This window comes from Geodermatophilus sp. SYSU D00708 (assembly GCF_054050115.1).
Window position 1 is genome coordinate 75,305 of sequence record NZ_JBJGYS010000007.1, and the last position, 25,326, is coordinate 100,630.

The window sequence follows — 25,326 nt, forward strand, 5'->3', positions numbered from 1 at the left end:
ACCCGCGGCGGGCACAGGAAGGAGCGCCCACCCACCTGCACCGCTCCTGCGAGGCCGCCGTGTACCTGTCGAAGACCGAGGCCGCCGTCCTGCCGACCACGCTGGTCGGCGCGCCGAGACCGGCACCCTCCGGGTCCGGACGGCGGCGGCTGTGGCCGCTGCTGGGTCCGGCGTTCGTCGCGGCGGTGGCCTACGTCGACCCGGGCAACTTCGCGACCAACTTCGCCGGCGGCGCCTCGTTCGGCTACACGCTGCTGTGGGTGATCGTGGCGGCCAACCTCATGGCGATGCTCATCCAGTCGCTGACCGCCAAGCTCGGGCTGGCCACCGGCCGGGACCTGGCCACCCTCTGCCGCGAGCAGCTGCCCCGGCCGGTCACCCGCGGGCTGTGGCTGCAGGCCGAGGCGGTCGCGATCGCCACCGACCTGGCCGAGATCGTCGGCGGCGCGGTGGCGCTGAACCTGCTGTTCGGCGTGCCGCTGCCGATCGGCGGGGTGATCACCGCCGTGGTCGCGTTCGTGCTGCTGGCCGCGCAGTCCCGAGGGCACCGGCCGTTCGAGCGGGTGATCGCCGGGCTGCTGCTGGTGATCGGCCTGGGCTTCGGCTACACGCTGGTCAGCTCCGGCGTCGACGTCGGCGGGGTCGCCGGCGGCCTCGTGCCGTCGTTCGCCGGCTCGGAGAGCCTGCTGCTGGCCACCGGGATCCTGGGCGCCACCGTCATGCCGCACGTCATCTACGTGCACTCCGCGCTGACCCCGGGCCGGTACGGCGACGTGGTCACCGCCGGGCGCACCCAGGCCGGCCGGCGCCGGCTGCTGCGGGCCCAGCGGGTCGACGTCCTGGTCGCGATGGGCCTGGCCGGGCTGGTCAACGCCGCGATGCTGGTGATCGCCGCGCAGCTGTTCACCGCCGACGACGGCATCGAGTCGCTGGAGAGCGTGCACGCCGGGCTGGGCGACCAGCTGGGCACCGGCGCCGCGCTGGCCTTCGCCGTCGCGCTGCTCGCCTCCGGGTTCGCCTCCTCCTCGGTCGGCACCCACGCCGGGCAGGTGGTCATGGCCGGCTTCCTGCGCCGGCACATCCCCGTCCTCGCCCGCCGGCTGGTCACCCTGGCCCCGGCCCTGGCGGTGCTGCTGCTCGGCGGCGACCCGACCACCGCGCTGGTCTGGTCGCAGGTGGTGCTCTCCTTCGGCATCCCCTTCGCGCTGGTGCCGCTGCTGTGGCTGACCGCCCGCCGCTCGGTCATGGGCAACTGGGTCAACCGGCCGGTCACCACCATCACCGGGGCGGTCGTCGCCGCGCTGATCATCGGCCTCAACGCCCACCTGCTGCTGGGCTTCGTCCTCGGGTGAGGGACCCTGCCGTCACCAGGGGGCCGGGCGCCATGCCCACGGAGGCACCGGCGGACGGCGGCAGCGACGGAACGGTCTAGGCTGGTCACACAACCGAACACACAGCAGGGGAGCGCTTCGGCGCTGAGAGTGCGGGTTCCCGCAGACCCTCGAACCTGATCCGGGTCATGCCGGCGCAGGGAGTCTGGAGGAAAGCCATGGCCGACCAGGCCGTCCGTCCGTCGTCGGCTGCGCCCACCGGGGGCCGCTCGCGCTGGCGCACCGTCGACATCGTCGTCACCGCCGTCCTGGGCGTCGCCTTCGGCGTCGTCTTCTGGGCCTGGGGCCTGCTGTGGGCGGGCACCGGCACGGCCTTCGCCGCCTTCCCGCCCGGGCAGGCGTTCATGTACGGCGTCTGGCTGGTCCCCGCGGTGCTCGCCCCGCTCGTGGTGCGCAAGCCCGGCGCGGGCCTGTTCGCCGAGCTGGTCGCCGCGATCGTCTCGGCGCTGCTCGGCTCGGCCTGGGGGACGACGACCATCGTCTACGGCCTGCTGCAGGGCCTGGCCGGGGAGGCCGGCTTCGCCGCCTTCCGGTACCGCCGCTTCGGGTGGCCGCAGGCGCTGCTGTCCGCGGCGCTGGCCGGCGCGATGGCCGCCGTCCTGGACCTCCTCTACTACTACCCGGACTGGACCGCGGGCTGGAAGACGACGTACGTGGCGCTGGTCGTGGCCGGCACCGTCGTCGTCGCGGGCGCGGGCAGCATGGCGCTGACCCGCGCGCTGGCCGGCAGCGGTGCCCTGTCGGCGTTCGCCTCCGGCCGTACCCGGGTCTGACGCTGACCGGGGGGTCCCCGGCCGCCGTCCGGGTGGCCGGGTGGGGCTTCCGGCACGCCGGCCGGCGGGCCTGGGCGGTCCGGGACGTCGACCTGACGGTGGCCCCCGGTGAGCGGCTGCTGCTCACCGGGGCCTCCGGCTCGGGCAAGTCCACGCTGCTGCGGGCGCTGGGCGGCCTGCTGGACCCGGAGAACGGGGACGCCGTCGGCGAGCTGACCGTCGACGGCGAGCCGCCCGACCGCCGGCGGCAGCGGGTGGGCATGGTCTTCCAGGACCCCGACTCGCAGCTGGTGATGACCCGCGCCGGGGACGACGTCGCCTTCGGGCTGGAGAACGTCGGCACCCCGCCCGCGGCGATCGGGCCGGCCGTGGACGCCGCCCTCGCCGCGGTCGGCTTCGACCTGGGCCGCGACCGGTCCACCGGCGCGCTGTCCGGCGGGCAGAAGCAGCGGCTGGTGCTGGCCGGCGCGCTCGCCCCGCGCCCCGGCCTGCTGCTGCTCGACGAGCCGACCGCGCAGCTGGACCCGGCCGGCGCCGAGCTGGTCCGCGGCGCGGTGGCCCGGGCGGTCGCCGACCGCGGCGCCACCCTCGTCGTCGTCGACCACGACGCCGCGGCCTGGCTGCCCCTGGTCGACCGTGTCGTGGAGCTGCTGCCGGGCGGTGGTGTGGCCGAGCACGGCCCCGGGTGGGCACCGGCTCCGCTGCGCCTCCCCGTCCGGCGCAGCTCCCCCGCGGGGGCGGTGCTGCTTGCCGCCGACGCCGCCGGGTTCACCCACCGCGGCTCGACCGCCCCCGCCCTGCCGCCGACCGACGCCGTCCTGCGGGCCGGGCGGACCCTGGCGGTCACCGGCCCCAACGGCACCGGGAAGTCCACGCTGGCGCTGCTGCTGGCCGGCCTGCGGGCGCCGACGACCGGCCGGGTCACCACCGGGCCGGCGCTCACGGCGGGGCTGCGCCGCCCGGACCGGCCGCCGTCCCGCTGGCGGGCCGCCGAGCTGGTGGAGCGGGTCGGTACCGTCTTCCAGCACCCCGAGCACCAGTTCCTCACCGGACGGGTGCGCGACGAGCTGTCCCTGGGTCCGCTGCGCGCCGGCGCGGGCGAGGGCGCGGCACACCGGCGCGCCGACGAGCTGCTCGAGCGGCTCGGCCTGGCGCCGCTGGCCGAGGCCAACCCGTTCACCCTCTCCGGCGGGCAGCAGCGGCGGCTGTCGGTCGCCACCGCGCTGGCCACCCGGCCGCCGGTCCTGGTGCTCGACGAGCCCACCTTCGGCCAGGACCGGGACACCTGGTCGGAGCTGGTCGCGCTGCTGGCCGAGCAGCAGGACGGCGACCGCGCCCTGTGCCTGGTCACCCACGACGCCGACGTGGTCGCCGCGCTGGCCGACGACGTGCTGAGCCTGGGCGCCCCGGTGGCGGTCCCGTGACCCCGCCGCTCGCCCTGGGGCCGGTGCGCCCGGTCCCGCTGTCGGCGGTGAACCCGGTCGCCCAGCTGGCCGCCATCGCCGTCCTCACCGTCGTGCTGCTGGTCAGCGGCGACCCGGTCACCCCGGCGGTGGTGCTCGCCGCCGAGCTGACGCTGCTGCCGGCCGCGGGGTTGACCACCCCGCGGGAGGTCGCGCGCCGGACCTGGCCGCTGCTGCTGAGCGCGGCCGGCGTCGCCTGGGTCAACGTGGCCTTCGGCGCGCTGGACGGCGCCGATGCCTGGCTCAGCGGCGCCACCTGGGGCCTGCGGGTCATCGCCCTGGCCCTGCCCGGGGTCCTGCTGGTCGCCTCCACCGACCCGGTCCGGCTGGCCGACGCGCTCACCCTGCACTGGCGCGTGCCGCCGCGGTTCGCCTACGGCGCCCTGGCCGCGCTGCGCCTGGTCCCGCTGCTGGCCGCCGAGTGGGAGACGATCCGGCTGGCCCGGCGGGCGCGGGGCGTCGACGCCGGGGCGAACCCCGTCGCCGCGGCCCGGCTGCTCGCCGGCACCGCCTTCGCCCTGCTGGTGGCCGCCATCCGGCGCGGCACCCGGCTGGCGACGGCGATGGACGCCCGCGGGTTCGACTCCGGCGTCCCCCGGACCAACGCCCGCGGCTCGGTCCTGCGCCCCCGCGACGGCTGGTTCGTCGCCGGGACCGTCGCGGTCTGCGCGGCGGCCGTGGCGGCGAGCGTGGCCAGCGGCGCCTGGGACCCGCTGCTCGGCTGAGTTCGCTGCCGGTCAGGCTCCCGGGTGCGGACGGCGCGGCCGGCCGGGCAGCACCAGGTTGAGGACGACGGCGACCACGGCCGCGACGACGATCCCCGAGTCGAACAGCGCTCCCCACTCGCCGGTCGCCCGGTCCACGGCGTCCGGCGCGGCGGCGATCCCCCGGCCCAGACCCACCGACAGCGCCACGATGAGCAGCCCCCGGGTGTCCAGGCCGTCCTTGCTGAGCAGCTGGACGCCGATCGCGCACACCATGCCGAACAGCACGAGCACGCCGCCGCCGAGCACCGCCGGCGGGATCGCGGCCAGCACTGCGGCGACCTGCGGGAGCAGGGACAGCCCCACGAGGACGAGCGCGCCGATGGTCACCACGTGCCGGCTCATCTGCTTGGTGAGGGCCACCAGCCCGATGTTCTGGCTGAACATCGTCGTCGGCAGCGCGCCGAAGACCCCGCCGAGGACGGCGCTGCCGCCCTCGGCCAGGATGCCGCCGCGCAGCTCGCGGGCGGTGGCCGGACGCCCCGCCCCGCCCTCGGTGACCGCGTGCACGGTGCCCACCGAGTCGACCATGTTGACCACGCCGACCACCGCCATCGAGAGCACCGCGACGACCGGGAACGACAGCCCGAACTCGAACGGGGCCGGGACGGCGACCAGCGGCCGGTCGCCGACGCCGGAGAGGTCCAGCAGGCCCAGCGGGATCGCCACCAGGTAGCCGACCACGACCGCGACCAGCACCGAGGCGGTGCACAGCAGCCCGCGGCCGAACTGGTTGAGCAGCACGGTCAGCACGAGCACGAGCGCGGCCACGCCCAGGTTGACCGGCGAGCCGAAGTCCGGGGACCCGACGCCACCGGCGGCCAGGTTGACGCCGCTGGGCAGCAGCCCCAGGCCGATGACCAGGATGATCGTGCCGGTCACCACGGGCGGGAAGAGGAACGCGATCCGGTGGATGCCCAGGGCGATCGCCACCTGGACGGCGGCGGTCACCAGCACCCCGCCGAGGACGGCGGACAGCCCGTACTCCTCGGCCAGCGGGACGGCGACGGCGATGAACGCGAAGCCCGACCCCATCATCAGCGGCAGCCGGCTGCCCACCGGACCGATGCCGACCGTCTGCAGCAGGGTGGCCAGCCCGGCGCACAGCAGGGCGGCCTGGACCAGCAGCACCGCCTCGCCCGTGGTCGCCCCGATGACGCCGGCCAGCAGGATCGCCGGGGTCAGGTTGGACGTGAACATGGCCAGGACGTGCTGCAGCCCCAGCGGCACCGCGACGCCCCACGGCGGGCGGGCGTCGGGGTCGGCGCGGTCGTAGGCCGGGGTGGTCGTCGGCTGGGTGGTGGCCATCGGGGCTCCTGGGGCTGGGCGGCGGTCCGCCAGCAGGGTCGCCGGAGCGTGTTCCGGACCGGTGTCGTCCCCATTGCGTTCCCGGCACCCGCAGGTCGGCGCGTTACGGTGCGGCCCGTGTCGACGCGCTACGTGGTGCTGCTGCGCGGCATCAACCTGGGTCGGGCGCGGCAGATGGGGATGCCCGAGCTGCGGGAGACCCTGACCGCGCGCGGGCACGGCGCCGTCCGCACCCACCTGCGCAGCGGCAACGTCGTCCTCGACAGCCCGCTGACGGCCGAGGAGCTCGCCGCGGACGTCGAGGCCGCGGTGCAGGAGCGGTTCGGGTTCGCGGCCCCCGTCGTCGTCCGGACCGGGACCGAGGTCGCCGCGGTGGTGGCCGCCGACCCGCTCGGCGCCGTCGCCACCGACCCGGCGCGCTACCTGGTCACCTTCCTGTCCCGGGCGCCGGACCCCGAGCGGGTGGCCGCGCTGCCCCCGGCCGACCGCGGCGAGTACCGGGTCGCCGGCCGCGAGCTGTTCCTCTGGCTGCCCGACGGGGTCGCCGACACGCCGCTGGCGTCGTGGCGGTGGGACACCCTGCTTGGCGTGCCGGGGACCTCCCGGAACTGGAACACCGTCCGGAAGCTGGCTGAGCTGGGCGCCGTGTGAGGTGCGTGACAGACAGGTTTAGCGGGGCTCTCCTGGAGCCATACGCAGGTGTTCGGCTCGCCCGCGGGCCGCAGCGAGGTGCGCCTCCGGGCGACGAGCACGTGAGGGGAACCAGCGGCGTGACACGGGAGACGGCCGGGCCGGTCTGGCCGTCGGCCACACCGCCGGCGGCCCGCGGCGGACTCGAGTGGGAGCTCACCGACGTCGCCGAGCTGCCGCAGGTGCGGGCCGCGCTGCGCCGGCACCTCACCGCCTCCGACCCGGCCGCGGCCGACCTGCGGGACCGGCTGGTGCTGGCCCTCGACGAGATGGCGTCCAACGCGCTGCGGCACGGCGGCGGGCACGTGGCGGCAGCGGTCCGCGCGACCGGGACGGGCTGGCTGATCGAGGTCTCCGACGCCGCACCGGCCACCCCGCCGACGCCCGCGGTGGGCCGCGACCCGAGCGAGGGCGGCCTGGGTCTCTACCTCATCGCCGAGCTGGCCGCCGACCACGGGTGGTACGTGTCCGCCGGCGCCAAGCACGTCTGGGCCGTCCTGGGCTGAGTCACCGCGGTCCTCCGGACCGCACCGCGGCCACGTGCCGTCCCCGGCCCACGCCGAGCCCGCCCGGCCGCTCGCCGGGGAACCCTCCGGGCCCCACTCCTCCCGACCACCGCGGCCACCAGCCGTCCCGGCGGGCTACTCCTGGGGGTGCAGGCGGATGGCGACCAGGGCGATGTCGTCCTGCAGGCCCTCCGGGCGCAGCCGCTCGATCACCGCGTCGCAGAACTGCTCGAGGGGCAGGCTGCCCAGCTCGGCGAGGGCGCCGCGCAGCCGGGCGATGCCGTCGTCCAGCGGCAGGTCGCGCCCCTCCACCAGGCCGTCGGTGTAGAGCAGCACCGTGGCCCCGCGGCGGAAGGTCACCGTGTGCTCGCTGCGCCGGGTGGCCGGGTCGACCCCCAGCATGAGCTCCGGACGGTGGCCGGCGAGCTCCGCCACCCGGCCGTCGGCGTGCAGCAGCAGCGGCGGCGGGTGACCGGCGTTGGACCAGCGCAGGGTGGTCAGCCCCGCGGCGCGCTGCTCCGGCGTCTGCTCGACCCGCGCGACGGCGGCGGTCGCCATCGTGGGCATACCCAGGCCCTGGATCGCCGAGTCGAGGTCGGTGAGCACCCGGGCGGGCCCGACGTCGGGCCGGTGGGCGATGCCGCGGAGCATCCCGCGCAGCTGCCCCATGGCGGCCGCGGCGGCGGTGTCGTGGCCGACCACGTCACCGATCACCAGCACCGCGGAGCCGCCCGGCTGCAGGAAGGCGTCGTACCAGTCCCCGCCCACCTGGGCGACCTCGACCGCGGGCAGGTACCGCACCACGATCTCGGCCGAGTCCGGCGCCGGCGGGTCGGTGAGCAGGCTGCGCTGCAGCCCCTCGGCCAGGTTGCGTTCCTGCGCGTACAGGCGGGCGTTGTCCACCGCCAGCGCCATCCGGGAGGCGACCTCCTGGGCGGCGGCGACGTCGTCGGCGTCGGCCAACGGCCGGTCGGCCGACCGGTAGATGCTGAGCGCGCCCAGCGTGCGCCCGCGGGCCGACAGCGGCAGGGTCAGCGCCGTCCGGGGCGCCAGCTCCCAGAAGACGTCGGCCGCCTCGCCGTCCAGGGTGCTGCCGACGGTGGCGCCGACGTCGTCGACGGTCAGCGTCCGGCCCGAGGCCAGCGCCCGCATGACCGGCGCGTCGGGCCGGATGGCGGCCAGCCGGAGACCCGCGTAGCGCTCCACCGTGCGCCGGACGGCGGGGTCGCGGTGCCAGGAGCCGACGTCCCGCATCCGCCCGTCCTCGCCGGTGAGGCTGACCAGCGCCCAGTCGCCCAGCACCGGAACGACCGCCTCGGCCAGCCGCTGCAACGCGGCCTCCACGCCCTTCCCGGCGGTCAGCGTCTCGGCGGTCACCGCGCTGACCTCGGCGATCAGCCGGAGACGGGCCGCACCGGCGCGGGCACGCTCCTCGGCCGCGCGGCGCTCGGTGACGTCGAGGAAGTACACCGACACCCCGTCGGGGCCGCCCCAGGCACGCACCTCGTACCAGGCGTCCAGCGGCGCCGGGTAGTAGGCCTCGAAGACCCGTTCCTCGCCGACGGCCGCCGCACCGCGGTAGTGCACCTCGAAGTCGCTGCCCACGGCGTGCGGGTAGAGCTCCCAGATGTCGCCGCCGATCAGCTCGCCGCGGGAGCGGCCCAGGACGCGCTCGGCCTCGGCGTTGACGTAGGAGAACCGCCACTCCCGGTCGAGGGCGAAGAAGGCCGCGTTCATCGACTCGAGCACCCGGGCGACGCGGGCGTCGGCCTGCCGGTGGTCGGTGGTGTCGTAGCCGGCGCCCAGCAGGCGAACAGCGACCCCGTGGGCGTCGGCGAGAGCGCGGCCGCGGCCCTGGACCCAGCGGGTCTCCCCCGACGGCAGGACGACCCGGAACTCGGCGTCGTACTCGCCGCACGAGTCGATGGCGCCCTGCAGGGCCGCCATGGTCCGGTCGCGGTCGTCCGGGTGGACGCGCGCGGCGAAGGCGTCGATGGTCTCGTCGAAGGACGCGCGGTCGTAGCCGAAGATGGCCAGCAGCCGGTCGTCCCAGGTCAGCCGGCCGTTGACCAGGTCCCAGTCGAAGCTGCCGATCCCGGCCGCGTCGATCGCGAGGTCGAAGCGGAGACGGGCCAGCTCGGGGTCGGGCAACCCGACCTCCGGGTGCGGCCGGTCCACGCTCTTCTCTCGACTCACTCGCATTCCAGGGGCCGGGCGGCGGGGACGGACGCGGCAGCGCCGCGACGTGGCGGCACCTGCGGGCAGACGGCCGACGGTCCTTTCTCCCACGTCCTCGGCCCCGGGGCCACCCGGTGTGGCGGGATCGACATCCCGGACGGGCCCCGCCCCCGGGGGCAGGGAGGGCGAGGCCGGAGCGGTCGCGGGGGACCGCGTCGTCTGGAGCGTTCCTCCACGCTGGGCAACGAGCGGATCACCCAGTGGTTACGACGTGCGGCAGAAACAGGCCGAACGGCGGGCGCCCCGGTCCGGCGGGGCGCCCGCCGTTCGGGCGGGGAGGCGGACGGGTCGACGTCCGCCGGCACGAGGGTCACGTCCTGCGTGCGGGCGTCCAGCGTCCCTGCGAGCTCGGCGGCTCCGTGGCCCGGACGGTCTCTGCGGATCGACTCCGACCGCGCCGGGGGGCGACCCGGCGGCGGACCCGCGACGGCGCCCGGCGAGGTCGTGCCGGTCGGACCCGGGGGGCGCGGGTGCCGGCGGTGACCTGGTCCCTCTCGGAGGACGGCGGCCCGGTGCCGGCAGCCGGCCGCACCCGCGGTCTGCGCCTCCCTGGAGGGTCCGCGCGCTGCGTCGGGGCGCAGTCGGCGGGAGGTCGAGGCGAGAACCGGTGGTGCGGGACGACTGGGGCGGCGGGAGCCACCGTCGGAGGGGGACGGCCTGGGGCGGTGCGAGGTCGGCCAGAGGAGCGAGACGGTGCCGAGGCGACGGTCGCGGTCACCGGAGGGGGAAGGCGGTGACCGGCAGCCGGCGAGCTGGCGGGGGTGCGGTGGACGGCGTCCGCGGCGAGGGCCGTGGTCGCGCTGGGATCAGCCGGACGGCGATCCCCGGGCGGGTGGAGGGCGCGGGTCGCCGCGCGCCCGGGCCGGGGCGGAGGCCCGGGGAGCACCTCGGCGGTGCTCGGCCGGCGCGGATCCCGGGGAGGGGGTGGGCCGCGGTGCCGGCACCTGCCGGGCGAGCGGGGCGACCACCGGGACGCGGGGCGGGGCGACCGGCCGGAGAGCCCGGGCCGGGGCCGGCCGGGGGATCCCGGCCGGACGGAGCGCCGCGGCGGGGGAAGGCGCCGCGGGCTGGATCGTGGGCGTGCTCGGCAGCTCGGTGAGCACCACCGGGCCGTCGGGGCGGGGCGCCGGGGGCACCGGTCGGCCCCACGCGAGGTGGGCGCCGTCGGGCCCGGCGCCCCACAGGGCGAGGCGGCGGACGAGCGCCCGCAGCCGCGCGCGCAGGGTCGGCCGCGGCGCCTCGGCCGGCGCGGGGCGGGCAGCGGACCCGGCCGACGGCGCCGGCGGCGCGGGCGCCACCGCCGGGGAGGCCGGCGCGACCGGGCGGGCGCGCGGCACCGGCACCGGCCGGGCGGCCGGGAGGGAGCGGACCGGCCGCCGGACGCCGCCCGGGCGCAGCGCCGCCGCCCGCACCGGCCGCGGCCGGCGCAGGGGGAGGTCCTCGGCGCGCTCCAGCACGTCCAGCAGGCCGCTCAGGGTCAGGTCGTCGGTCATGCGCGACGTGCGGGACACCGGTGCCCGGTCCAACGCCATGACGTCCTCCTGCAGGTAGTCGCCGCGACCGGGGAAGGTGCCGCGGACAAGGAGAAAGGTAGGGACGGCGGGCCGCGCGGACGGCCGTTCCCGACACCTCCTGGAGGGCGCGTGACCGAACCGTTGCAGCGGCCTCCCCGACGGGTCGGTGACCCCTCGCCCGCACCGCTGCCTTGTCGACAAGCCGTGCCCTCCTGAGCGTGGAAGCCGCTGGTCAGGGGCTCGGTCATCCCGGGACGCGCCCCGGCGCGCCCGCGTGTCGGGGCCCGGTCCGCCGGGTCGGCCCCGGTTTGCCGGGTCGGTCCCGCGTGCCGAGACTCGACCGGTGACCGGACCGGCCGAACCCGAGACCAGGCTGCGCCGCGCCGTCAGCGGCAGGCTCCTCTACCTCTTCGTCCTCGGGGACGTCCTCGGTGCGGGCGTCTACGCCCTCGTGGGCGAGGTGGCCGCGGAGGTGGGTGGCGCCATCTGGGTGCCGCTGGTGCTCGCGCTCCTGCTGGCCCTGCTGACGGCCACCTCGTACGCCGAGCTGGTCACCAAGTACCCGAGGGCGGGCGGGTCGGCGGTGTTCGCCGAGCGGGCGTTCCGGCGCCCGGTGGTCGCCTTCCTCGTCGGCTTCTGCATGCTCGCCGCCGGGGTGACCAGCGCGGCCGGGCTGGCCCTGGCCTTCGCCGGCGACTACCTGGGCGTGTTCCTCGACGTGCCCGCCGCACCGGCAGCGCTGGTGTTCCTGCTGCTCGTGGCGCTGCTCAACGCCCGGGGGATCGAGGAGTCCCTGCGGGCCAACACGGTGATGACGCTGGTGGAGGCCTCCGGCCTGGTGCTCGTCGTCGTCCTCGGGGCCGTGGTCCTCGGTCGGGGGGACGGCGACCTGGGCCGCACCGTGGAGTTCCCGCCCGGGGTCTCGGCGGCCTCGGCGGTCCTCGGCGCGGCGCTGCTCGCCTACTACTCCTTCGTCGGCTTCGAGACCTCGGCCAACGTCGCCGAGGAGGTGCGCGACGTACGCCGGGTGTACCCGCGGGCGCTGTTCGGCGCGCTGCTCACCGCGGGCGTGGTCTACGTGCTCGTCGGCCTCACCGCCGCGGTGGTGCTGCCACCGGAGGAGCTGGCCGGCTCCAGCGGCCCGCTGCTGGACGTCGTCCGGGCCGCGGACGCCGGCATCCCCGACCAGCTGTTCAGCGTCGTCGCCCTCATCGCGGTCGCCAACGGCGCGCTGCTGACGATGATCATGGCCAGCCGGATGGCGTTCGGCATGGCCGAGCAGGGGCTGCTGCCGCGGGCGCTGGGCCGGGTGCTGCCGGGACGCCGCACCCCGTGGGTGGCGATCGCCGTGACGACGGCGGTGGCGATGGTGCTGACCGCGACCGGCTCGCTGGCCGCGCTGGCCAACACCGTCGTCCTGCTGCTCCTGCTGGTGTTCCTCAGCACGAACACCGCGGTGCTGGTGCTGCGCCGCGACCGGGTGGCGGCCGACCACTGGCGGGCGCCGACGGTGCTGCCGGTCCTGGGCATCGCCTCCTGCCTGCTCCTGCTGGCGCGGCAGGAGGCGGGGACGTGGGTGCGCGCCGGGGTGCTGCTGGCGCTGGGGGTGCTGCTGCACGCCGGGACGCAGGTCGCGCGCCGGCGACGGGACCGGACCGAGCCCCGGGAGTCCCCGGTCGCCGGCTGACAGGATGGCGCGGTGGCCGACCGCACCCCGCTGGTGATCGACACCGACCCGGGCATCGACGACGCGCTGGCGATCCTGCTGGCCCTGGCCAGCCCCGAGGTGGACCTGCGCCTGGTCACCACGGTGCACGGCAACGTGGAGCTGGCGCAGACCACGGAGAACGCGCTGCGGGTGCTGCACCTGGCGGGCCGGGCCGACGTCCCGGTCGCGGCCGGGGCCCGGGACTCGCTGGTCTACCGGCAGCCGGAACGGGCCGGGCACGTGCACGGCGGCACCGGGCTGGGCGGGGTGGAGCTGCCGGCGTCGCCGGCGGCGGTCGACCCCCGGCCCGCGGTGGTGGCCCTCGCCGACCTGCTGCTCACCTCGGAGCGGCCGGTGACGGTGGCCGCGATCGGGCCGTGGACGAACATCGCGCTGCTGCTGGCCACCTATCCCGAGGCCGCGGACCGGATCGGCCGGCTGGTGCTCATGGGCGGCTCGGCCGGCCGCGGCGGCAACGTCACCGCGGCGGCGGAGTTCAACGTCTGGGCCGACGCCGAGGCCGCCCAGCGGGTGCTGGGCTCGGCGGTGCCGACCGTGCTCGTCGGGCTCGACGTCACCCTGCCGACGGTGCTCGACGACGACGGCATCGCCCGGTTCGCCGCGGCGGGGCCGATCGGGGCGACGGCTGCGGGGATCCTCCAGCAGTACGTGGACCACGCCCGCACGCAGTACGGGACGACCGGCGTCGTCGTGCACGACGCGCTGGCGCTGACCGAGGCGATCGTGCCGGGCACCCTGGGCACGGCCCGGCGGGACGTCGTCGTCGACACGACCCTGGGTGCCGGCCGCGGTCAGACGCTGGTCGACCGGCGTCGCGTGTCGAACTCCCCCACCGCCGTCGAGGTGGCCGAGACCGTCGACAGCCCGGCCGCGGTGGAGTTCCTGGTCAGTCGGCTGGAGGCGCTGAGCCGCGGAGCCCGGTGACCTGGCCGCCGTCGTGCGTCGAGGCGACGATGCCCGCGGCGATCTCGCGCAGCTTGCGGTTGTAGCGCTGCGAGGCCTCGCGGAGGATCTCGAAGGCCCCGTCGGCGTCGACCCGGCGCTGGGCCATGAGCACGCCCTTGGCCTGCTCGATCACCGCCCGCGACTCCATCGCCAGCCGCATGTTGCGGGCCTGGTCGGCGAGCCGGTCGTGGGCGTCGGCGTTGGCCACGGCGACGGCGATGGCCTCGGCCACCGACGTGCCGACCTCCTCCGACTCCGGCGCGGCGAACGCGGCCGGCTGCGACGAGTAGACGTTGAGCGCGCCGATGGCGCTGCCCTGGTAGGGCAGCGGCACCGACAGCGAGCTGCGGACGCCGACCTCGACGACACGGACCGTGTAGTCCGGCCACCGCTGCTCGGTGCGCATGTCGTCGATCCGCAGCACGACCCCGCCGCGGCCGGCGTCCATGCACGGGCCGTGCCCGCGCTCGTACTGGAGCTCGTCGGCGGCCAGCGCCATCTCGCCGTGGTGCGCGGCGGTGAACGCCGTGTCCCCGCGGACGAGGGTGATGGAGGTCGACTCGGCGCCCGGGATCGCCCGGGCGGCCACTTCGGTGATCTCGCCCAGGACGTCGGCGAGGCTCCGGTCGGCCAGCGCCACCCGGCTCAGGTCGCGCAGCAACTCCTCCACGGCGCCAGTGTGCCGTGCGCGCCCGTCCTTGAGGAGTCGCCTCCGGTACACACCTGCACCCGCCGCTGCAGGACTCGGCCCTTTCGGTCAGGATGGAGGCGGGCTGGGCGCCGACGCCCTCGTCCGCTCAGCACCGGCGAGGAGGTCGCGATGGGGCAGGAGACGTGGCCGCACGCTCCGGTCCCCTCCGTGCCCGGCGACGTCTGGCACTGGGCGCTGGACGCGATGCACGTCGTCTCGCGGGTCCGCGCCGACCTGCGGGCTCGCATCGCGCACCCCTCGGTGTGCTCGTCGTCCACCGACGACGCCCGCGACGGCCTGCTGCTGGTGTTCGAGGAGCTGGCCTCCAACGCCCTGCGGCACGGGGGCGGCGCCGTCCGCGCCCTGGTGATCGCCGGGACGGACGGCTGGCTGCTCGACCTCAGCGACGAGGCCCCCGACCGGCCGCCGGTCCCCGCCGTCGACCGCGACCCCGCGCTGGGCGGCATGGGGCTGCACCTGGTCGCCCAGCTGTCCACCGAGTACGGCTGGGAGAAGCGGCCCGGGCGCAAGCACGTGTGGGCCCGCCTGCCCAACGGCCGCGAACCGCTGGAGGCCGCCCAGGAGTGGGTGCCCGAGCCCCGCGCGCCGGAGGTCCCGCGCGAATAGGCGCTGCGACATCGTCGTCAGCCCGGCCCCCGCTCCTCATCCGTGCCCCGCAGGGCGACCTCCCTCAGGACCCGCCGCTACCTGCTGGCCCGGGTGACCGCGGCGCAGAAGCGGTCGTGGTCCTCGCGCACGTCGGCCATGGGGGCCAGCACCTCCTCTTGCGCCACGACGTCGACCGCGGCCTCCAGCCGCTGCTCGGCCCGCCGCGCCCGCCGCCGCGCCCGCATCCCCACGAACGGCCGTGACACCAGCGCCAGCAGCGCCCCGGCGAGCAGACCCCCCACCAGCAGCAGTGTCGGGAGGGGCAGCCCCTCCACCCGGGGCAGCGGGACGACCTCGTCCAGCTGGAACAGGCCCAGGACGACCAGGGCCAGCAGCCACAGCGCTCCGGCCAGCGCCACGAGGGTGAGCAGCCACTGCAGCCCGCCCACCCCGCGCTGCCACAGCGGCGTGCGCTGCGGGCCCAGGTCGGTGCCGGCGACGGCGCGGTCGAGCCGGTCGGCCAGCGACTGCTCGGAGACCTCGACGGTGCGCCGCAGGTCGTCCCGCCAGGCCTGCGGCAGCCCCTCGCCGGCGGCCTCGCGCGCCGCGCGCACGGCCCGGCTCACGCCGGCCTGCTGCACGGCGCCGGCCGCCGGCAGCGACGTCCGGCTGCTCTCGTCCCCGAGGTGCAGCCGCTCCAGCGGGTCGGCGCGCAGCTTGCGGGTCCACCGGACGACGGGCCACCCGGTGGCCGCCGTCCCGCTGCGGCGCACGGACCGCTCGACGGCGGCGGCGACCGTGGGCACCCCGGCGGCCTCGGCCAGCGCGTCGGTCAGCTGCTCCCGCTCCCGGCGCCCGACCTCGGGGCCGGTCTGCCCGCACTGCTCGGCCAGCGCCCCGGCCACGTCGCGGACGTCGGCGGTGAGCCGGTCGGTGGCCGCGCGCCGGGCCGACACCCGCCGGGCCAGGTCGGCCCGCAGCTCGCCGACGCCGGTGCCGGTGCGCGCCGAGACGGCGAGCAACGGGGTCGCCGCCAGCCCCTCCCGGTCCAGCAGCGCGCGCAGGTCGGCCAGGCAGGCCCGCGCGGCCTCGGGGTCGAGCCGGTCGACCTGGTTGAGCACGACGAGCAGCACGCCGGCGTGCCCGGCCAGCGGCACGAGGTAGCGCTCGTGGACGGCGGCGTCGGCGTACTTCTCCGGGTCGAGCACCCACACCAGCACGTCGACCAGCTGCACCAGCCGGTCGACCTCCAGCCGGTGCTCGAGCCGGATGCTGTCGTGGTCGGGGAGGTCGAGCAGCACCAGGCCGTCGAGCGCGGGCTCGGACGCGTGCCGGTGCCTGCGGGGGACCTCCAGCCAGTCCAGCAGCCGGTCGGAGGAGTCGTCGGCACGGCCGTCGGACCCCCACACGGTGGCGTGCGCGACCCCGGTCGTCGGCCGGCGGATGCCCGGCGTGCTCACCTCCGCGCCGGAGAGCGCGTTGAACAGCGTGGACTTGCCGCTGCCCGTCGCTCCCGCCAGCGCCACGACGGTCGCGTCGCCGAGCGCCTCGCGGGCGCCGGCCTTGGCCAGCAGGGCCCGCGCCCGGCCGACGTCCGGCACCTCCAGCCGGCCCTCGGCCACCTCGACGGCCTCGCGCAGCGCCGCCAGCCGGTCGGCCAGCTGCGGGGTCCCGCGCCTCACCGGCCGGTCCGGGCGGCGCCGAGGGCGGAGGCGGCGGCCCGCAGCCGGGCGGCGTCGTCCGGCGCGGGGCCGGCGGTGTCCAGCAGGTCGTCGAACCGGCCCTGCTCGTAGTCGAGCAGCGAGTCGGCGCGGGCCTGCAGGTCCTCGCGCGCCCGCGTGGCCAGCGACCGCACGGCGGCGTCGCCGAACACCGCCTCCAGCAGCCGCTGCCCCAGGGCCGTCGTCCCGCCGGCGACGGCCACCTCGCCGCCGGTCAGCCCACCGGTCTGCGCGAAGACGGCGACCATGACGACCGCCCCCGCACCGTTGACCCCCCAGGAGAGGACGCGGGCACGGGTCCGCTTGTCGGCGCCCTCCTCGCGGACCAGGTCGAGCACGCAGCCCTGCCAGTCCCGCACCTGCGCGGCGGCGGCCTCGGGGAAGTCCTCGGAGACCCGCTCCAGGTCGTCGTCGCTCGCGGCGAGGAGCGCCGGCCCGCCGGGCAGCGCCCGCCACGCGGTGACCGTCCGCTCGGCGGCGCGGTCGGCCTCGGCCCGCAGCAGCGTCTCCACGCTGGACTCCAGGGCACCGGTGAGGTCCTCGACCGGGGTGGGGCGCCCGGTGAGCGCGGCGGTGACCCGGTCGCGCAGCCGGCCGATCGAGCTCTGCAGCGAGCGCATCCACTCCCCGGTGCCGACGAACTCCTGCCAGCGGGCGAGCACCTCCCCGCGCAGCAGGCTGCCGCTGCGCACGCCCTCTTCCACGCCGTCGCGCGCGGCGGCGTAGGACGCCGCGGCGGCCGCGCGCAGCGCCGCGGCGGCCCCGGCCTGCTCGTCGACGGCCGCGGCGATGCCGGCCACCCGGTCCTCGAGGCTGGCCAGCGCGCCGGTGAGGGTCTGCCGGACGACGGCGGCCCGCTGCTCCTGGTCGGCGGCGAGCGCGTGCAGCCAGTCCCGCAGCGGGGCGACCTGGTCCTCGGGCAGCCGGCCGTCGACCAGCGGGCGCTCCTCCACCACGAACAGCCGCGCGCCCGACAGGCCCGCGCGGTCGAGCATCCCCGCCAGGTCGGGGGCGATCTCGCCCGCGGCGCCGACCGGCACCCGGTCGAGCACCACCGCCAGCGCGGTGCCGCGCTCCTGCGCGGTCCGCAGCAGGTCCCAGGGGACGGCGTCGGCGTAGCGGGCGGCGGTGGTGACGAACACCCACAGGTCGGCGGCGGCCAGCAGTTGGGCGGCCAGGTCGCGGTTGGACTCCACCACCGAGTCGACGTCCGGCGCGTCGAGCAGGGCCAGCCCGGGCGGGACGTCGTCCCGCGCGACGACCTGCAGCGTCCCGGGACCCCCGGCCCCGCCGGTGACCCGGGCCAGGCCGGGGAGCACGCGGTCGCTCTCGAAGGAGGGCTGGTCGACGCGGGCGCAGACCAGCACCGGGGCGCGGGTGGTCGGCCGCAGCACGCCGGAGGTGGTCACCGGCGCGCCGACCAGGCTGTTGACCAGGGTGGACTTGCCCGCGCCGGTGGAGCCGCCCACCACGGTGAGCAGCGGGGCGTCGAGGTCGCGCAGGCGCGGCAGCAGGTAGTCGTCGACCTGCTCGACCACGCCGCGGGCGGTCCGGCGGGCGGCCTCGCTCCCGGAGGTGGCCAGCCCGAGCGGAGCGGTCGAGACGGCGTCCCGGAGGGCGGCCAGGGCCTCGGGCAGGCGGGCGGGGAGCGTCACGCCAGGGGGACTGCCCCGCCGTCGCCGTGCTCAGTCCTCGCTGCGGCCCGCGCGTTCCTCGCGCAGCGCCTGGAAGACGCGGCGGCGCAGGCGGTCCTGCTCCCGCTCGGGGAGATCGAGGAAGCGCAGGGACAGCTGCCACCGGGCACCCCGGGTCTGCTGGCGGGCGACCTCGGCGCGGGTCGCCAGCGCGCCGTCGCCGAGGTCGAGCGTTACGCCGAGCGTGGCGCCCGGCAGCGGCGGGTTGCCGTAGGCCTCGGCGACGCAGCGGGAGCCGGCCTCGCTGAGGTCCAGGCACTGGCCCTCGAGGTCGACGCCGTTGACGGTGAGGACGACGGGCAGGGTGACCCGCGCCCGGACGGCCTCCCGGCGCTGGGTCTGTTCGGCGGGGCCGGTGACGGTCAGGTGCCAGCGGGGCACGGCGCCGCGCGCGACGGTGTCGACGTCCGCGGGCACGCTCCAGCCGCTGACGCCGTCCCGCCAGAAGACCCGCACCGAGTCACCGACGCGGACCACCTGCTGGTCGACGAACTCGCTGCTCGAGGGCCGGACGAGGAGCGTCGTGTCGCCGGAGGCCTCGACCCGGGTGCTCACGGAGACCCGGTGACCGGCGACGGTCACCTCGGCCTCCGCGTCCACCTCCGGGCGGACGGCCCCCGCCACGACGTCCATGCGCGTTCTCCGTTCCGTTCCGCGACACCGCAGCCCTGCAGTTGTCGCGCCGACTGGAACGGTAACCGCCGTTACGGCGTGCAATCGTGCCGCGACGCGGAGCCCACCCCGGCGGGTGAGACGGCTAGGCGTGGTCGCTGACCGCCGCGTCGCCGTGCACGTGCCGGGCGCAGTGCGCGCAGCAGTAGAAGGACCCCTGCACGACGACGCCGTGGCCGATGACCTTGCACCCGCAGTGCTCGCACACCGGCGCCATCCGGTGGATCGCGCACTCGAAGCTGTCGAAGGTGTGCCGCGCTCCCTGGGCCACCACCTCGAAGGCCATCTCGTAGTCGTTGCCGCAGACCTCGCAGACCGCCATGGCCCCTCCTCGTCGTCCGGGCTCCGGGAGTTCCCCCGGACGGGGCCGCAGACACCCGCGCAGCCGCCTGGTCAGCGCCCCCGGGGGCGGAAGCTGCGCCGGATGCGCCGCCACCGGTTCGGCGTCCGCTCGGCGTCCAGCAGCTCGGTGTCGGCGAGCACCCGGTCCAGCGGGCCGAGGTCGGGCGCCCGGAACGGCACCAGCGAGCGGCCGACCGGCCGGCGCAGGCTCTCCACCGCGCGCACCAGCGAGCCACCGCAGGCCGCGACGGCCGCGGCGACGTCCTTCGGGCGCACCCCGAGGTGCTCGCCGAGCAGCCGGTCCCGGAAGCCGGTGATCGTGGCGGCCAGCTCGTCGCGCCGCGGGTCCCCGCTGCGGGCCTCGATGGACAGGTCGCACTCGGTGTCCAGGCCCATCGAGCGGTTGTTCAGGTTGGACGACCCGATCCGCAGCAGCCGGTCGTCGACCACGGTGACCTTGGCGTGCACGTAGACCGGCCGCCGTCCGGCCGTGACCGGCACGTACAGCCGGAACCGGTCGTGGACGTCGGCGTCGCGCACCAGGGCCAGCAGCTTGGCGCGGGCGGTGCCCATCGCCTTCTCCTCCAGCCAGCCGTCGGCGCTCTCCGGGTTGACGACGACGACCTCCGGACCGTCGTCCTCGCGCAGCCGTTCGGCGATGGCCTCGGCGATCCGGCGGTTGGCGAAGTACTGGCTCTCGATGTAGACGCTGTGCCGGGCGCCGGCGATCGCGGCCAGCCACAGCAGCTCCACCTCGTGCACCAGCTCGTCACCGCCGTGCTCGGGACGGGTGCGGGAGATGGCGACGTCGACGTCGGTGAGCAGCGGCTCGACCTCGGGCGGCCAGCAGGCCTCGACGTCGGGTACCGGCTCGAGGGGGCGGCCGGTGCCGCTCGCCCAGCGCTCCCGGGCCAGGTCACCGAGCGCCCGCGCAGCGGGGCCGGACACCAGGCTGGTCACGTCGTGCCACGGGCCGGTGGGCCGGTGGGTCGAGGGACGGCGGCGCAGCGGCTGCCGGTCGAGGTGCTCGGCGGTGTCCCAGCGGTCGGCGGTGACGTCGATGCCGCCGGCGAAGGCCAGGCAGTCGTCGATCACCACGATCTTCTGGTGGTGCGCGCCGCCGACCGGGTGGTGGGTGTCGACGGTCATCGTCAGGCGGGACGGGGTGCGCCGGTTGAGCAGCACGATCGGGGCCAGCCCGCGGCCGAGGGCCAGCAGCATCCCGTAGTCCCACTGCAGGACGCCGATCTCCAGCTGCGGGTTGGCCTTGACGGCGTCCTCGAGCACCCGGCCGAGCTTGTCCGCGCGCCGGGCGCCCGTGCGCCGCCGTCCGGAGCCGCGCGGGTCCAGCCGGATGCGCGGGTCGAAGTCCCAGCCGATGAACAGCACCCGCCGCCGGGCCCGCAGCACCGCGCCCTTGAGCGCCGCGAAGTAGTCCGCGGCGTCGACGAACACCGCGTGCTGCTCGGCCCGCTCCACCCGCCAGCAGGTCTCACCCGGGACCAGGAGGTCCTCGCTGGCGACCGGCCCGGATGCCTCGCCTGCCACCCGTCAGCCGTTGCGGCGCAGGAAGCCCGACACGAAGTCGCGCAGGCTCCGCGTGGGCCGAAGCCACGCGCCGTCCGGCGGCAGGGCGTCCAGCCGCACGCGGTCCAGCGGCTCGACGAAGGCGCCGGGCACGTCCTCGATGTCGATGAACTCCAGCAGGTCCGACCCGATGGCGTAGCCGGCGACCTCGCTGAACGCGACGACGACGACCTGCGTGCCGGAGCGGGCCAGCTGCTCCAGCGGCTCGGCGAAGTTGCGGCCGTCCCCGGAGAAGACGACCAGCCGGCGCAGCCGGTGGCTGTGCTGCCGGACGGCGATGTGGTCGAGCATGTCCTGGTCGATGTCGTCGTCCGGCTGGGTCTTGGGCCGGGCGAAGACGGCGAACCCGAAGCTGCGCAGCGCCTCCACCCAGCGCTGCAGCGAGCCGACGACCGGCGGGATGTTGGCGAACACGCACGCCTCGACCTCGGGGGCGTCGGGCGCCCCGGGGTCGCCCGCGCCGTCGACGAACCACGCGGCGATGGCGTCGAACCGCGGCCGGGAGGCGGCCGTCGGGCGGGCCCCGATCACCGTCGACAGGGTCATGTCGATGTTGGGCGCGTCCCAGATGAGCAGGTCCAGCGCCGGTCGGGCCCGCCCCTCGGGCGCACCGTCGGCGGTGTCGGCGTCCGGCTCGCCGGCCAGGTCCAGGTCGAGGTCGCTCACGGGGGCAGTCTGCCGGGTCGCCGCCGGCGCGGGGGACGCCGGACCGGCCGGGCGCGGCGGACCGGCGGGGGCGGTGGCCCGACGGGACACCCTCCGCCGGAGGCGGGACGCGCTCACCGGCCGGCCGTCACCGTCGGCTCTGCAGGGCCAGGGCGCAGGAGTCGCCGCCGGCGGCGCGGACCCGGGACGCCCAGCGGGTGACGTCCCCGGCGGGCATGGGGCGGGCCACCAGGTAGCCCTGGGCCAGGTCGCACCCGGCCTCCCGGACCATCTGCAGGTGCTCGGCGGTCTCCACGCCCTCGGCGACCGACCGGATGCCCAGAGTCCGGGCCAGCGAGACGATCGCGGCCAGCACCGCGCCGGTGCCGCCGGCGGCCAGCCGTGCCGCCGCGGTCAGCAGCGAGCGGTCGATCTTCAGCGTGCCGATGGGCAGCGCGAGGAGCTGGGCCAGGGAGGACCAGCCGGTCCCGAAGTCGTCGATCGCCACGCGGACGCCGAAGTTGCGCAGCACCGACAGCTGGTCCTCGGCGCGGGTGGGGTCCTCGGCGACACTGGTCTCGGTCAGCTCGAGCACGAGCCGCTCCGGGGGCAGCCCGGAGTCGTGCAGGGCCACCCGGACGTCGCGGACCAGCGTCTCGGCGGAGAAGTGCCGGGCGCTGATGTTGACCGACATGCGCAGCGGCAGGCCCTGGGCGGCCCACTCCGCGGCCTGGCGGGTGGTCTCGCCCAGCAGCCAGCGGGTGATCGGGATCAGCTGGCCGGTCTCCTCGGCCACGGAGAGGAAGGCGTCGGGCGAGAGCAGGCCGCGCTCGGGGTGGTTCCAGCGCAGCAGCGCCTCCACGCCGTCGATCTCGCCGGTGTCGACGCGCACGACCGGCTGGTAGTGGACGACGAACTCGTCGACCGCGCCGTCCCGCAGCCGGTTGGCCACCTCCAGCCGCCAGCGCGCGGCCTCGCGCAGCCCCGGGGAGAACAGGTGGATGCGGTCGCGGCCGGATCCCTTGGCCGCGTAGGCCGCGGCGTCGGCGTCGCTGAGCAGCTGGTGCGCCTGCTGGGCGCCGGGCTGGGCGGAGGCGACGCCGATGCTGGCCGACAGCGGGACGGAGATGCCGTTGGCGACGAAGGGGCGGGCGAACGACGACTGCAGCCGGAACGCCAGCGCCGCGGCCTCGGAGGTGTCGCACCCGCGGGCCAGGACGAGGAACTGGTCGCCGCCGAGCCGGCCGACGGCGTCGGTGGGCCGCACCTGGTCGGCTAGCCGCGCGCCCACCTGGCGCAGCAGCTCGTCGCCGACCTCGTGGCCCAGGGAGTCGTTGACCGTCTTGAACCCGTCGAGGTCCAGGAAGAGCAGCGACGCCCGGGCCCGGGGCTCGGCGAGGGCCTCGCCGATCAGCTGAAGCAACCGCGAGCGGTTGGGCAGCCCGGTCAGGTCGTCGTGGCTGGCCTGCCAGGCCAGTTGCTCCTGCACCCGCACCCGCTCGGTGATGTCGGTGTGGGTGACGACCACCTGCCCGGAGGGCTCGACCCGTGCGGCCTGCAGCCGGAACCACTGGGGGTCGGCGCCGAAGGCGTGCGCGTAGTCGTGGACGAACGCGCGGTCGGCCGTCCCCGGGCCGCCGGTGAGGAGCTCGCCGATGCCGGTGGAGATGGTGCGCAGGTCCGCGAGCGACAGGTTCTGCGCCAGGACCTCCAGGTAGTCGTCCCCGACCGCGCCGGGCCGCAGCCCCGCGGCGCGGACGAGCTCGCTCGCGGCGTGCCACCGGCGGTTCACCGAGGCGATCCGGCCGTCCGGGTCGATCAGCGCGGTGGCCTGGGGCAGCGCCTCGAGCACGGCGGAGACCTGGTGCAGCTGGGCCGCGGTCTGCCGTTCACTGCGGCGCTCCTCGTCGATGTCGCGCAGGAAGGCGGTGAGCCCGTCGGCGTCGGCGAAGGCGCGGATCTCGAACCAGCGGCCGAAGGGGACGTAGAAGTACTCGAAGGTCCGGGGTCGCCCGTCGGCGAGCACCGCCCGGTACTCGTCCTCGATGACGGTGCCGCGGACCTCGGGGAAGAGCTCGAAGGCGTACCGCCCGACCATCTCGTCGGCGTCGTCGCCGAACAGGTCCTCCGCGGCGGCGTTGACGTACGTGAACCGCCAGTTGCGGTCGAGGCGGTAGACGGCGTCGGCAACCGGGGACAAGGGGTCGGCTGTGGCGACGTGCTCACCCCGGACGTGTCCGTGCACCAGCCAGCTCACTCTCCCCCTGCAGCGTGCGTCGGCCCCCGTCGGTGGGACGACGCCACGGCCCGTCCCCCCACGGATCCGGCGTCCGACGCAGTACCGAGGGTAACGGCACGCGTGTAATTCAGGCAGCCTCCACTGTCGCCCGGTCCATGATGCGGCGCACGGCCGACCCGGCCGGGAGGGACCCCAGTGCCGGGCTCCAGTCGCCGGCCAGGCGGGTCGCGCAGAACGCGTCGGCGACCGCGTCCGGGGCGAACCGCAGCAGCAGCGACCCCTGCAGGCACAGCGCGAGCAGGGCGGCGACGCGGCGGGCGCGCATCGGCAGCTGGTCGGGGTCGGCGAGCTCGGCGGCCAGCCGGGCGACCGCGGTGTCCAGCCTCGGGTCGGCTCCGCGGGTGAGGTCGATCTCGGCGCGGACGGCGGCCAGCGAGTCCGAGGAGCGGCTCATCGCCCGCAGCACGTCGAGGGCGATGACGTTGCCCGAGCCCTCCCAGATGGAGTTCAGCGGGGCCTGTCGGTAGAGCCGCGGGAGCCCGGACTCCTCGACGTAGCCGTTGCCGCCCAGCACCTCCATGGCCTCGGCGACCGCGGTGGGGGTGCGCTTGCAGACCCAGAACTTGGCGGCGGCTCCGGCCAGGCGGAGGAAGGCCGACTCCCTCGCGTCGACGGCCGCCGCCAACCGGACGGCCAGCGCGGTGGCCGCCTCGCTCTCGACCGCGAGGTCGGCGAGGACGTTCTGCATGAGCGGCTGGTCGGCGAGCAGCGCGCCGAACGCCCACCGGTGCCGGGCATGGTGGACGGCCTGGGTGAGCGCGGCGCGCACGGTGGCCGCGGAGCCGAGGACGCAGTCCAGCCGGGTCGCGTTGACCATCTCGATGATCGTCGGGACCCCGCGGCCGGGCTCGCCCACCAACCAGCCCGTCGTCCCCTCGAACTCGACCTCGCTGGAGGCGTTGGAGCGGTCGCCGAGCTTGTCCTTGAGCCGCTGCAGCCGGAAGACGTTGCGGCTGCCGTCGGGCAGCACCCGGGGGACGAGGAAGCAAGAGACACCCTCGGGGAGCTGGGCGAGGACGAGGAAGAGGTCGCTCATCGGGGCGCTGGTGAACCACTTGTGGCCGGTCAGGGCGTAGCTGCCGTCCGGTGCCGGGACGGCGCGGGTGGTGTTGGCGCGGACGTCGGAGCCGCCCTGCTTCTCGGTCATGCCCATGCCGGCGACCAGGCCGCGCTTGCCCGTCGGCTCGGCGAGGCCGAACTCGTAGGCGGTGGCGGTGAGGCCGGGCTCGTAGCGGGCGGCCAGGTCGGGGGCGGCGCGCAGCGCGGGGACGACGGCGTAGGTCATGGTCACCGGGCAGGCGTGCCCCATCTCGACCTGGGTCCAGCCGAGGTAGCCGACGGCCCGGCGCACGTGCGCGTGGGGGTCCGCCGGGGTGGTGGGGTGGGCGGAGGACACGGGCGCCCACGGTGCGCCGGCCAGCCCGTGCTCCACCGCGGTGCGCATGAGGTCGTGCCAGGCGGGGTGGAACTCCACCTCGTCGACCCGGTGCCCGTAGCGGTCGTGGGTCCGCAGGCGGGGCGGGTTCTCGTTGGCCAACCGCCCCCACTCCTGCGCCTGCTCGCTGCCGGCGAGGGCGCCGAGCGCCTTGAGCGAGTCCAGGGTGGCGGCGTCGGCGTGCCGTACGCAGGCCTCGGCGAGGGCGGCGTCCCCGGCGATCGGGTCGTGCCCGGCCAGCGGCGGGGCCTGGTTCGTGACCTCGTGCGTGACGCCCATGGCGGCACGGTACGACCGTGCGGTTCCACGT

21 protein-coding genes and 1 riboswitch are annotated in these 25,326 nt (G+C 76.6%); of the genes, 9 read left to right on the top strand and 12 right to left on the bottom strand.

Going from position 1 to position 25,326, the window contains the following annotated elements:
- Positions 1-59 precede the first annotated feature (59 nt).
- The 4 genes from ACI79D_RS08400 to ACI79D_RS08415 all read left to right on the top strand — a co-directional run bounded on the left by ACI79D_RS08400 (position 60) and on the right by ACI79D_RS08415 (position 4,352).
- Entirely contained in the window at positions 60-1,352 is a 1,293-nt protein-coding gene (locus ACI79D_RS08400) for an Nramp family divalent metal transporter (protein ID WP_456917911.1), read from the top strand.
- Between the two features lie 96 nt (positions 1,353-1,448).
- A riboswitch (TPP riboswitch) is annotated at positions 1,449-1,552 on the top strand.
- Positions 1,550-2,164, top strand: a complete 615-nt coding sequence (locus tag ACI79D_RS08405) for an ECF transporter S component (protein WP_456917912.1) — start codon at positions 1,550-1,552, stop codon at positions 2,162-2,164. (Overlaps the previous riboswitch by 3 nt.)
- Positions 2,165-2,196: 32 nt before the next feature.
- Entirely contained in the window at positions 2,197-3,588 is a 1,392-nt protein-coding gene (locus ACI79D_RS08410) for an ABC transporter ATP-binding protein (RefSeq protein WP_456917913.1), read from the top strand.
- Positions 3,585-4,352, top strand: a complete 768-nt coding sequence (locus ACI79D_RS08415) for an energy-coupling factor transporter transmembrane component T family protein (protein ID WP_456917914.1) — start codon at positions 3,585-3,587, stop codon at positions 4,350-4,352. Before ACI79D_RS08410 ends, ACI79D_RS08415 begins: the two co-directional genes overlap by 4 nt.
- Before the next feature lie 12 nt (positions 4,353-4,364).
- On the opposite strand, the gene ACI79D_RS08420 is transcribed toward ACI79D_RS08415, so the two are convergent.
- Positions 4,365-5,699 carry a uracil-xanthine permease family protein gene (locus ACI79D_RS08420; protein WP_456917915.1) on the bottom strand — a complete coding sequence of 445 codons (1,335 nt, stop codon included), beginning with the start codon at positions 5,697-5,699 and terminating at the stop codon, positions 4,365-4,367.
- A gap of 117 nt (positions 5,700-5,816) precedes the next feature.
- On the opposite strand from ACI79D_RS08420, the gene ACI79D_RS08425 reads away from it, so the two are divergent.
- Entirely contained in the window at positions 5,817-6,350 is a 534-nt protein-coding gene (locus tag ACI79D_RS08425; RefSeq protein WP_456917916.1) for a DUF1697 domain-containing protein, read from the top strand.
- Between the two features lie 119 nt (positions 6,351-6,469).
- The gene (locus ACI79D_RS08430; RefSeq protein WP_456917917.1) at positions 6,470-6,895 is read left to right on the top strand and encodes an ATP-binding protein; all 426 of its coding nucleotides are present in this window, start codon (positions 6,470-6,472) and stop codon (positions 6,893-6,895) included.
- Positions 6,896-7,030: 135 nt separating this feature from the next.
- Here ACI79D_RS08430 and ACI79D_RS08435 read toward each other — a convergent pair whose 3' ends face one another.
- Together ACI79D_RS08435 and ACI79D_RS08440 are read right to left on the bottom strand one after the other, a co-directional pair.
- Positions 7,031-9,073: a SpoIIE family protein phosphatase gene (locus tag ACI79D_RS08435; RefSeq protein WP_456917918.1), complete on the bottom strand. Its 2,043-nt coding sequence runs from the start codon at positions 9,071-9,073 to the stop codon at positions 7,031-7,033.
- An 866-nt stretch (positions 9,074-9,939) separates the two neighbouring features.
- Positions 9,940-10,665: a hypothetical protein gene (locus tag ACI79D_RS08440; protein WP_456917919.1), complete on the bottom strand. Its 726-nt coding sequence runs from the start codon at positions 10,663-10,665 to the stop codon at positions 9,940-9,942.
- A 325-nt stretch (positions 10,666-10,990) separates the two neighbouring features.
- Here ACI79D_RS08440 and ACI79D_RS08445 point away from each other — a divergent pair, with 325 nt between their 5' ends.
- Together ACI79D_RS08445 and ACI79D_RS08450 are read left to right on the top strand one after the other, a co-directional pair.
- Positions 10,991-12,334: an APC family permease gene (locus ACI79D_RS08445; protein ID WP_456917920.1), complete on the top strand. Its 1,344-nt coding sequence runs from the start codon at positions 10,991-10,993 to the stop codon at positions 12,332-12,334.
- Between the two features lie 12 nt (positions 12,335-12,346).
- The gene (locus tag ACI79D_RS08450) at positions 12,347-13,300 is read left to right on the top strand and encodes a nucleoside hydrolase (protein ID WP_456917921.1); all 954 of its coding nucleotides are present in this window, start codon (positions 12,347-12,349) and stop codon (positions 13,298-13,300) included.
- Here the strand turns inward: ACI79D_RS08450 and ACI79D_RS08455 are convergent.
- Complete coding sequence (locus ACI79D_RS08455; RefSeq protein ID WP_456917922.1) at positions 13,263-13,991, bottom strand: ANTAR domain-containing protein; 729 nt, start codon at positions 13,989-13,991, stop codon at positions 13,263-13,265. The two genes, ACI79D_RS08450 and ACI79D_RS08455, sit on opposite strands and share 38 nt — an antisense overlap.
- A 150-nt stretch (positions 13,992-14,141) precedes the next feature.
- On the opposite strand from ACI79D_RS08455, the gene ACI79D_RS08460 reads away from it, so the two are divergent.
- Complete coding sequence (locus tag ACI79D_RS08460; RefSeq protein ID WP_456917923.1) at positions 14,142-14,639, top strand: ATP-binding protein; 498 nt, start codon at positions 14,142-14,144, stop codon at positions 14,637-14,639.
- A 77-nt stretch (positions 14,640-14,716) separates the two neighbouring features.
- Here ACI79D_RS08460 and ACI79D_RS08465 read toward each other — a convergent pair whose 3' ends face one another.
- The 8 genes from ACI79D_RS08465 to ACI79D_RS08500 form a co-directional block, all read right to left on the bottom strand.
- Complete coding sequence (locus ACI79D_RS08465) at positions 14,717-16,303, bottom strand: GTPase (RefSeq protein WP_456917924.1); 1,587 nt, start codon at positions 16,301-16,303, stop codon at positions 14,717-14,719.
- The gene (locus ACI79D_RS08470; protein ID WP_456917925.1) at positions 16,300-17,997 is read right to left on the bottom strand and encodes an ABC transporter; all 1,698 of its coding nucleotides are present in this window, start codon (positions 17,995-17,997) and stop codon (positions 16,300-16,302) included. Before ACI79D_RS08470 ends, ACI79D_RS08465 begins: the two co-directional genes overlap by 4 nt.
- Before the next feature lie 30 nt (positions 17,998-18,027).
- Positions 18,028-18,669, bottom strand: a complete 642-nt coding sequence (locus tag ACI79D_RS08475; RefSeq protein ID WP_456917926.1) for a flagellar brake protein — start codon at positions 18,667-18,669, stop codon at positions 18,028-18,030.
- A 124-nt stretch (positions 18,670-18,793) separates the two neighbouring features.
- Positions 18,794-19,030: a hypothetical protein gene (locus tag ACI79D_RS08480; protein ID WP_456917927.1), complete on the bottom strand. Its 237-nt coding sequence runs from the start codon at positions 19,028-19,030 to the stop codon at positions 18,794-18,796.
- A gap of 71 nt (positions 19,031-19,101) precedes the next feature.
- A complete protein-coding gene (locus tag ACI79D_RS08485) occupies positions 19,102-20,598 on the bottom strand; it encodes a phospholipase D-like domain-containing protein (RefSeq protein WP_456917928.1) in 1,497 nt (498 codons plus the stop codon).
- A gap of 3 nt (positions 20,599-20,601) precedes the next feature.
- Positions 20,602-21,303: an NYN domain-containing protein gene (locus tag ACI79D_RS08490; RefSeq protein ID WP_456917929.1), complete on the bottom strand. Its 702-nt coding sequence runs from the start codon at positions 21,301-21,303 to the stop codon at positions 20,602-20,604.
- 127 nt (positions 21,304-21,430) lie between these two features.
- Positions 21,431-23,482, bottom strand: coding sequence for a putative bifunctional diguanylate cyclase/phosphodiesterase (locus ACI79D_RS08495; RefSeq protein WP_456917930.1), 2,052 nt, complete (start codon positions 23,480-23,482; stop codon positions 21,431-21,433).
- A 166-nt stretch (positions 23,483-23,648) separates the two neighbouring features.
- Positions 23,649-25,295 carry an acyl-CoA dehydrogenase family protein gene (locus tag ACI79D_RS08500; RefSeq protein WP_456917931.1) on the bottom strand — a complete coding sequence of 549 codons (1,647 nt, stop codon included), beginning with the start codon at positions 25,293-25,295 and terminating at the stop codon, positions 23,649-23,651.
- Positions 25,296-25,326: the final 31 nt, after the last annotated feature.

Coding starts and splice junctions, on each gene's coding strand:
- ACI79D_RS08420 (WP_456917915.1), bottom strand. CDS start 5,699: ATGGCCACCACCCAGCCGACGACCACCCCGGCCTACGACCGCGCCGAC.
- ACI79D_RS08460 (WP_456917923.1), top strand. CDS start 14,142: ATGGGGCAGGAGACGTGGCCGCACGCTCCGGTCCCCTCCGTGCCCGGC.
- ACI79D_RS08500 (WP_456917931.1), bottom strand. CDS start 25,295: ATGGGCGTCACGCACGAGGTCACGAACCAGGCCCCGCCGCTGGCCGGG.
- ACI79D_RS08405 (WP_456917912.1), top strand. CDS start 1,550: ATGGCCGACCAGGCCGTCCGTCCGTCGTCGGCTGCGCCCACCGGGGGC.
- ACI79D_RS08440 (WP_456917919.1), bottom strand. CDS start 10,665: ATGGCGTTGGACCGGGCACCGGTGTCCCGCACGTCGCGCATGACCGAC.
- ACI79D_RS08475 (WP_456917926.1), bottom strand. CDS start 18,669: ATGGACGTCGTGGCGGGGGCCGTCCGCCCGGAGGTGGACGCGGAGGCC.
- ACI79D_RS08480 (WP_456917927.1), bottom strand. CDS start 19,030: ATGGCGGTCTGCGAGGTCTGCGGCAACGACTACGAGATGGCCTTCGAG.